The organism is Mucilaginibacter sp. (assembly GCF_036383575.1).
Lineage (GTDB): Bacteria > Bacteroidota > Bacteroidia > Sphingobacteriales > Sphingobacteriaceae > Mucilaginibacter.
The window spans coordinates 1-7640 of the sequence record NZ_DASVOB010000111.1 but is presented as its reverse complement, the minus strand read 5'-3'; the positions used below and the strand labels follow the sequence as shown (position 1 = coordinate 7640).

Annotated in this window: 5 protein-coding genes and 1 pseudogene; 5 read left to right on the top strand and 1 reads right to left on the bottom strand. The window is 43.2% G+C overall.

Going from position 1 to position 7640, the window contains the following annotated elements; translation table 11 throughout:
* The 3 genes from VF500_RS04220 to VF500_RS04210 form a co-directional block, all read left to right on the top strand.
* On the top strand, positions 1–556 hold a 556-nt coding region (locus VF500_RS04220), incomplete at its 5' end, for a uroporphyrinogen-III C-methyltransferase (protein ID WP_330858475.1).
* Positions 534–2042 (top strand): TSUP family transporter, encoded by a 1509-nt coding sequence (locus VF500_RS04215; protein ID WP_330858473.1) that lies wholly within the window; start codon positions 534–536, stop codon positions 2040–2042. The genes VF500_RS04220 and VF500_RS04215, both read left to right, overlap by 23 nt.
* Before the next feature lies 1 nt (position 2043).
* Complete coding sequence (locus VF500_RS04210) at positions 2044–2754, top strand: phosphoadenylyl-sulfate reductase (RefSeq protein ID WP_330858472.1); 711 nt, start codon at positions 2044–2046, stop codon at positions 2752–2754.
* A 258-nt stretch (positions 2755–3012) separates the two neighbouring features.
* Here VF500_RS04210 and VF500_RS04205 read toward each other — a convergent pair whose 3' ends face one another.
* Positions 3013–5958, bottom strand: a complete 2946-nt coding sequence (locus VF500_RS04205) for a TonB-dependent receptor (RefSeq protein WP_330858471.1) — start codon at positions 5956–5958, stop codon at positions 3013–3015.
* 334 nt (positions 5959–6292) lie between these two features.
* Between VF500_RS04205 and proB the strand changes: the two genes are divergently transcribed.
* A complete protein-coding gene (gene proB / locus VF500_RS04200) occupies positions 6293–7372 on the top strand; it encodes a glutamate 5-kinase (RefSeq protein WP_330858470.1) in 1080 nt (359 codons plus the stop codon).
* 5 nt (positions 7373–7377) lie between these two features.
* A pseudogene (locus VF500_RS04195) lies at positions 7378–7640 on the top strand (gamma-glutamyl-phosphate reductase); the annotation flags it as partial.

Below are 7640 nucleotides of genomic sequence, written 5' to 3'. Positions count from 1 at the left end.
TAACAACCTCATGGTTGATTATGCTAAAAACTATGGTCACGTAGTGAGGTTAAAAGGCGGTGATCCCTTTGTATTCGGTCGCGGATATGAAGAATTAACGATCGCTGCAGCGCATAATATACCGGCTTCGGTTATTCCGGGTATTTCCAGTTCTATAGCTGTGCCTGAGCTACAGAACATTCCTGTTACACACCGTGGTTTAAGCGAAAGCTTTTGGGTAGTTACCGGTACAACAGCAAACGGCCAAATCTCCAATGATCTTATTGACGCTTCGCGCTCAAATGCTACCGTGGTTGTATTGATGGGCGTTCATAAGCTGGCGGAAATAACAGAAATATTTAAACAGCAAGGCAAAAACAAGCTTCCTGTAGCCGTTATCCAAAGCGGATCGACAGCTGACGAGAAAATTGCTGTAGCTACGGTTGATACTATTCTCAATGCTGTTAAAGAAAATAAGATCTCATCGCCTGCTATTATTGTTTTAGGCGAGGTAGTGTCGCTTCATCCAAAATTCCAACTGATACAAGAAGTTTATGACATTGTTGCCCGGGGATAAGAGTTTAGCTAACATTCAGGATGAAAAACAGGAAGGCAACCAGCTTTTCCCTGTATTCCTAAAACTGAATGATCTGCATACGGTGCTTGTTGGCGGCGGTAATGTTGGTTTGGAAAAACTTACCGCTGTACTTAACAACAGCAACAATGCAAGGGTTACCGTTATTTCGCGTGAGTTTTTGCCCGATGTACATACGCTTGCATCACAATATCCCGGCATCCGCATCGTGCAAAAATCATTTACCGAGGACGACCTGAACGAAGCAGACATAGTTATCGCCGCTACCAACGATAGCGAGCTTAATAACTATATCCGTAACGCAGCACATGACCGTAAACTACTGATCAATGTAGCGGATAAGCCTGCACTATGTGATTTTTACTTAGGATCAATAGTGCAAAAAGGCGACCTGAGACTGGCCATATCTACCAACGGAAAATCCCCTACTGTGGCAAAACGATTAAAAGAAGTATTAAACGAAAGCCTCCCTGCCGAGCTTGATATCACTTTGCAGCAAATGAGCGAACTAAGAAATACCCTTGAAGGTGACTTTGCCGACAAGGTAAAAAAATTAAACAGCGTAACATCGGTTTTAGTTGAACCAAAAGCCGCCAGCCGGAAAAATTTCATCTGGCTTATTTGGTCAACTATTATCGTATCGTTAGCCATTGGTATAACGGCTCTTTATCTTAAAGAGCCCAACTTCAAAAACTTTGTAACAGGCATCGACCCTATATTTTATTACTTTTTAGGAGCAGGTTTCGTATTTGCCATGATAGATGGTGCTATAGGCATGTCATATGGCGTAACGTCAACCACTTTCTCGCTTTCTATGGGCATTCCTCCTGCCTCGGCCAGCATGGGGGTGCATTTATCAGAGATATTGAGCTGTGGTATAGCAGGTTGGATGCATTATCGCATGGGTAACATTAACTGGAAGTTATTTAAGTTATTAGTTATCCCTGGTATTGTAGGAGCAGTAACGGGGGCTTATCTCCTATCGTCGCTTGAGCATTACAGCATGTACACCAAACCTGTTGTATCGGTTTATACCCTGATATTGGGTATAGTGATATTCAGAAAGGCATTCAATACGCAAAAGAAAAAATCGGCAGATAAAGTAAAACGCATATCACTACTTGGTTTAGGTGGTGGTTTTATTGATGCTGTTGGCGGCGGCGGTTGGGGGTCAATCGTACTCTCTACCCTGATAGCTGGTGGCCGGAGCCCGCGCTTTTCATTAGGTACTGTTAAACTATCACGCTTTTTTGTGGCAATGATGGGTTCAATAACCTTTATTGCCATGGTAAGCAGCGATCACTGGCAAGCTGTAGCAGGGCTAATATTAGGCAGCGCGCTCGCTTCGCCGATAGCCGCTAAAATATCCAATAAAATTTCAGCAAAAACCATCATGGTGGCAGTATCAGTGATAGTTATCCTTATCAGTATCCGATCCATCATTATGTTTGTCACTAAGGTTATATAAAATGAGCACCGCATTACAACAAATACAAGGTATAACCACCGGACTTGGCCCCGTTGAAGCCCTGACCAAACTGGCAGAGCTTTTTCCCGGCGAAGTTATATTTTCAACCAGCTTTGGCTGGGAAGACCAGGTCATCAGTCACATGATCTTTGCCAATAACCTGCCTATTAAAGTATTCACCCTTGAAACCGGCAGGCTTTTCCGCGAAACTTATTCAGTTTGGGCAGCCACCATGAACAGATATCAAAAGCCCATTCATGCCTACTACCCTAACAACGAACTGCTGGAAGAAATGGTAAGCAAAAAAGGGCCCAACAGCTTTTATGAATCGGTTGAAAACCGTAAGGAGTGTTGTGGTATCCGCAAAATAGAACCGCTTAAACGTGCTTTAAAAGGCAACAAGATCTGGATCACCGGCATCCGTGCCGAGCAATCGGTTAACCGCCTCGATATGCACGACCTGGAATGGGATGAACAAAACCAACTGGTAAAGTTCCACCCTATTTTCAACTGGACATTAGATGAAGTAAAGGCTTATGTTAAGCAATACAATATCCCTTATAATTCATTACACGATAAAGGTTTCCCGAGCATCGGCTGTATGCCATGTACCCGTGCAATAGCCGAAGGTGAAGACTTCCGCGCCGGCCGCTGGTGGTGGGAAGATCAATCCAAAAAAGAATGCGGGTTGCATGAGGTAACCGCCAAATAAGTCAAAGACGCTTTTTTTTATACGTGGGTCAATTGGTTGAAAAATCAGTTGGCCTTTTTTTTATCGCTGATTTTTTTGATTGCATTGATTTCGCTGATGGATTTATACGATTTAATATCTCTTACAATCATCTATTCCCATCGCAGTTAAAAAATCAGCGTAATCACAAAAATCATAGAAAAATCAGCGGTCAAAAAAGGGGATGAAGCTTTTACACCTCATCCCCTTACAAACTAATATAAAACGTAATTAAAGCGCTTATTTATTGTTGTTACCGGCCAATAAACCATCAAGCGTTACCGATACATAGTATAAGCCGCCAATGGTTGGGCCGCCTGCGTATTGGTAATACCTTTTGTTGAAGATATCGGTAGCACCTAACTTAAATGTGGCATAGTATGAAGGTACGCGGTAAGTAACCTGGGCATCAACTGTTTTGATTGAAGGTACAGTACCGGTAACCAGCGGGCTTTCCCACAGGTATGACTGCTGCCATTTGTAAACTACGTTAAAGCCAAAGTTTTTAACCACTTCGCGGTTACCGAACGATACGTTGCCTGACCATTCTGGTGTGTTAAAGCCTGTAACAAAGATATCAGAAGCTGTTTGAGCTTTTAACTTATTAAAGCTTACGTTTCCTGATACCGTGTAGTGCTGGTAAAAATTGTAAGTAATGCCTGCAGATGAACCATAGTTATGATAGATGTTTTTAGCATTGGTATAAACGCGGTACCTGCTTTGGCCCTGGCTTGCTGCGTTGCTTGATGTACCAGTTGTAGGGTCACGGTTAATGTCAAGCATGGATAATACGCCCGCGTCAGTTCCCACGGTAGCACCGTTTGGCACAAACACCTGCACCTGGCCAAGGAATCCATTGTAACGGTTGGTGTACGCATCAATATCAATGAATACTTTATTATCGGCTACGATACCTTTATAACCTACCTCGAAAGATGTAATTTGCTCTGGACGGGCAGGTGGAAGATCTGCCACTTTCAACAGGTTACGGTTAGCCAAAGCAGCCTGATCTGAGCCGCCTGCAGCATTTACAGCAGCGTTGAATGCTACTACCGATGTTTGGGTGTAACTGTTACCAAGGTAACCTAAACCTTCATTAATGAATGGCAAACTGCCCACGCGTTTTACACGACCATTATTAACATATGATAAAGCCTCAAACAGTGAAGGGAAACGGTACCCGTTCTGGAATGTGAACCTGAAGTTATGGTTTTGATTAACGGTATAAACAGCAGCTAAACGCGGTGTAAATTTAGGATCGAAGTATGGGTTACGATCCCAGCGGATAGAACCGAATAATTTCAGCTTTTCGTCAAAAAACGTTTTGGTAACCTGGGTAAAGGCACCATATTTTTTGTAGATCACATCTTTACCAAAAGTGCCATCTGCCAATGGCGTGTTCCTGTCGGCAATTGAGCGGCTAAAATCTACAAAGTTATTACCATCAGGTGTAATGCTGTACACGCGTACATCGGCACCAACCAACAGGTCAACAAATTTCACTTTATCAGTCAGATCCCATTGAGCTTCGCCGTTATACATGTGGCTTTTTTGCACCAATGCAGCGCCACCGGTAGCCGGGGCATTAGGGATCAGGCTCGATTTAATATCCCAGTTATTGATACCAATAATGGTTTTCCTCAAGGCGTCAAACTCAGGGGTGCCTGGTTCAACACGACCTTTATCGGCAGCTGCACGAGCCGCTTGCTCAGCAGCAGCAAGGTTTGCTGATGTTAATACACCTCCATTATAGGCCTTTAAAGCGTTACCATATAAAGTCGCCCATGCCGAGTTGCTGGCGTGGTTAAGGTCAAGGTTATCGGCCAATGGCTTTACGTTAAAGGAGTTGCCGGTATTTTCAATAGACTCATAACCGCGTACCAGGAAATCTTTTCCTTTTAACTCAATTTTATGATTCTGAACTGTTGCTCCTTGTAACGAGATCTTGTTACCGCGCTGAAACACACCATCAAGTCTTCCGTAACGGTAGGTATAAGATAGAATCGTATTGGGCGATAATTTATAAGCCAAAGTACCATCTAACTTTAAGTTTTTCACATGCGGATCAACCAGGTCAACTTCGTTGTAGCCTGTACGTGCTACGGTAAGGTTAGGGCGCGCAACACCGTTTACGGTGATGCCTTTTATTGATACGGTGTTACTACCTGCAAGTGCATCATCACCATATTTGTTCCAGCCATCATACGCAGCGTTACTGGTACCTGTTAATTCAGGGTAAGCAGGGTTGGCTGACTTTAGATTAGTTGGGTTTTGATCGAGGCGGGTATCTGATTGCCAGTCCTGTCCCTGCATGTAGCTAAAGTTTACTTTAACAGCAAACTTATCGTTAAAAGCTTTAGCATATCTTAACGCGTCTTCGGTAATGGAACTTGCTCCTAAGCGGTCTTTACCAACATGGTTTAAGCCCTGGCGATGGTAAAAGCTTAAGCCCTGATATTTGAATGCATCTTTGGTGAATAAGTTTGATAAACCATTAATAGCGTTAGTGCCATAAAGTGCAGCTGCTGCACCGGGAGTAATTTCAATGCTGGCGATATCCAATTCTGTTGGGCCAATGGCGTTACCAAGCGGTACACCTAATGTAGCCGATTGCATATCAACACCATCAACCAACTGCATAAACCTGAAGTTGTTAGGGCTGTTGAAACCGCGGGTATTAGGCACTTTAAGGGTGATACTTGTGGTAGTCATCTGTACACCTTTAACATTCTCCAAAGCGTCGTAAAAACTTGGGCCAGGCGATTGCTTTAAAGCGGTGATGCTCAATTTTTCGATAGCAACTGGCGAACGAAGCAGTTTTTCTTCCTTGCGTGATGCTGTTACTACTACCTCGTTAACCAATAATGATTGCGTAGTAAGTGTAATATTTACCGCGCTGTTAGCATTTTTAATATAGAACTCCTGTGGCTGATAACCTACCGCGGTAAAAACAAGCGTGTAGGGTAATTTAGCACTGGTAGTTAAAGAAAATTTACCGGTAGTATCGGTTGATGTTTTGTTGGTTGTACCTTTAATAGATACAGTTGCACCTACCAGTGGCTTGCCCTGGTCGTCATCTACTTTTCCGCTCAATATATATGAGCCGTTAAGTTGCGCGTAACTTAGCCCCGGTAACAGTACCAGGAAAAGCACAACTATCTTAATTGAGTTTGTAAAAATTTTCATGAAGTGATTTTGTGTGGTGGTAAAAAGTGATTGGTTGGTTGATTATTGTTAATTGAAAGGCTATTCTCAACAACAACACATTACAGCATGGGGCTGCATTTTTAACATTGAGTAAACGGCAATTGCATTAAAATGATACATTGTCTATAGAATTAGTCGACAAAAATATAAATTTAATGCTGACTGTCAAGCATTCTGTTATGTTTTTTTAAACTTTTGATGGTTTTAGCATCATTTCACTATAAAATCCATCACTTTAGTGGATTTTTCAAAATAAACAAAGCCTAATTACGCTCAAATTTGTAATATTGAAGCCTCAATCTGTACTGTACTAATGGCTTTCAATTATCAACGCATTGTTATCAAAATCGGCTCAAATGTTATCACCCAGGAAAACGGCCTCCCCGACCTGCCGCGTATAACACATTTGGTTGAGCAGATAGCTGCGATAAAAAAGCAAGGTATTGAAGTGATACTGGTTTCATCAGGCGCTGTAGCATCCGGACGCAGTCTGATCACCGTTGCAGAAAAAACAGATGCCGTTGCCGCCCGGCAGGTACTGGCCTCTATCGGGCAGGTAAAACTGATCAATACTTATTCGCACTTGTTTGAGCAGTTTCAGATCCTATGCTCGCAGGTTTTAGTTACGCGCGAGGATTTCAGGGACAGGATGCATTACCTCAACATGAAAAACTGCCTTGAGGCCTTATTGCAATACGAAGTGATCCCGGTTGTAAACGAGAATGACGTGGTATCGGTAACTGAACTGATGTTTACCGATAATGATGAGCTGGCAGGCTTGATAGCCTCTATGCTTAACGCCAACGCCCTCGTTATACTCACTAACGTTGATGGCATTTACAATGGCGATCCAAAAGCGGCAGGCTCGGCAGTAATAGATGAGGTTAGCGGCAACGAACTTGATTTTTCAACTTTTGTATCGTCAGGCCGTTCGCAGTTTGGCCGTGGGGGGATGATCACCAAATCAACCATGGCGCAGAAGACAGCCCAGTTGGGTATCTCGGTGCACATAGCCAATGGTAAACGGGATAACATATTAACCGATGTTTTGGAAAACCAGGTTACGCATACCCGTTTTATACCCAATAAAACAGCATCGGGCAAAAAGAAATGGATTGCCCATTCCGAAAAATCAGCAACCGGCAGTGTATTGATTAATGCGGGCGCAAAGGCTGCACTGATCTCTAACAAAGCAACCAGTTTATTGCCCGTTGGCATTGTTGGCGTAATAACCGACTTTAAAAAAGGCGATATTATTAAATTGATTGATGATACCGATAAACTGATAGGCTTAGGCATTGCCGAATATGGCGCGGATAAGGCCCGTGAACGCATCGGCCAAAAAAACCAGAAGGCACTGGTGCATTATGATTATCTTTATTTACAAGGCTAAATACCATGAACTATAACAGTTATTTTGATAAAGCACGTGAAGCAAGCCGTAAACCAACTCTTGCCCCTGCCCTCATCAATACAGTTTTGGAGGATGTAGCTGCTGAGGCTATTGCTCAAACGGAATATATCCTGGCCGAGAACCAGAAAGATCTTGACCGCATGGACCCGGCTGATCCAAAATACGACCGACTTAAACTCACTGCCGACAGGATCAAAGGCATTGCAGGCGATATGTTAAGCGTCGCCAAATTAGATAGCCCGCTTGG